This window comes from Streptococcus oralis, assembly GCF_003943825.1.
Lineage (GTDB): Bacteria > Bacillota > Bacilli > Lactobacillales > Streptococcaceae > Streptococcus > Streptococcus oralis_CD.
The window spans coordinates 1-609 of record NZ_RJNJ01000101.1; the positions used below are offsets into that span (position 1 = coordinate 1).

The following is a 609-nucleotide window of genomic DNA, read 5'->3' on the forward strand; positions in this document are numbered from 1 at the left end:
ATATTATGAAGGGATTTCTTAGTTGCTAATAAATCGAACAAGGCTTCCTCCAGCCATTGTCGCGTTTGATATTCCATGGTATTTTTCCTTTCCTGTCACACTTTTGGTCAAACTGTGCCAATTTCTCTTAACCTCTTGTTTTTGTAACAGTTTATCTTTATACTAAAAGTGTTGCGCGTGATATATGATTATCATTTATTCTTAACATTGTACAATTGTTAGTTGTTATTAAGGAGGTAAAGATATGAGCATTCTTTTTAATGTTTGGATGCTACCTATTTTATTTATTTTACACGATTTTGAAGAAATGATTTTTATGCCCTTGTGGAAAACACGGCATCATCAAAAATTAGAAACTTTTAAGAAACCGTTCTTTGGTTCCGTTACGCAAGGCTCCGCTTTTGCAGTAGGTGTGTTGGAGGAATTTATCATCCTGGTGTTTATTTCTGGATTCTGCCAAATAACTCACAACACTTTACTCTATTTATCTTTTGTAATAGCTTATACATCTCATTTCATAATCCATTATATCATGTGCATGCGATTTAGGGGTTATGTTCCTGGAGTCGTCACAGTAACCCTAGAATTGCCAATGGTTCTAATGATTAT

The 609-nt window shown here is 34.0% G+C and carries 1 protein-coding gene and 1 pseudogene; one reads left to right on the top strand and one right to left on the bottom strand.

The genetic code is table 11. From position 1 onward, the window contains the following. A pseudogene (locus D8863_RS10820) lies at window positions 1-77 on the bottom strand (TetR/AcrR family transcriptional regulator); the annotation flags it as partial. Between the two features lie 167 nt (window positions 78-244). Here D8863_RS10820 and D8863_RS10825 point away from each other — a divergent pair. Then, window positions 245-609: HXXEE domain-containing protein (locus tag D8863_RS10825; protein WP_125441875.1), on the top strand; the 365-nt coding region annotated here is incomplete at its 3' end.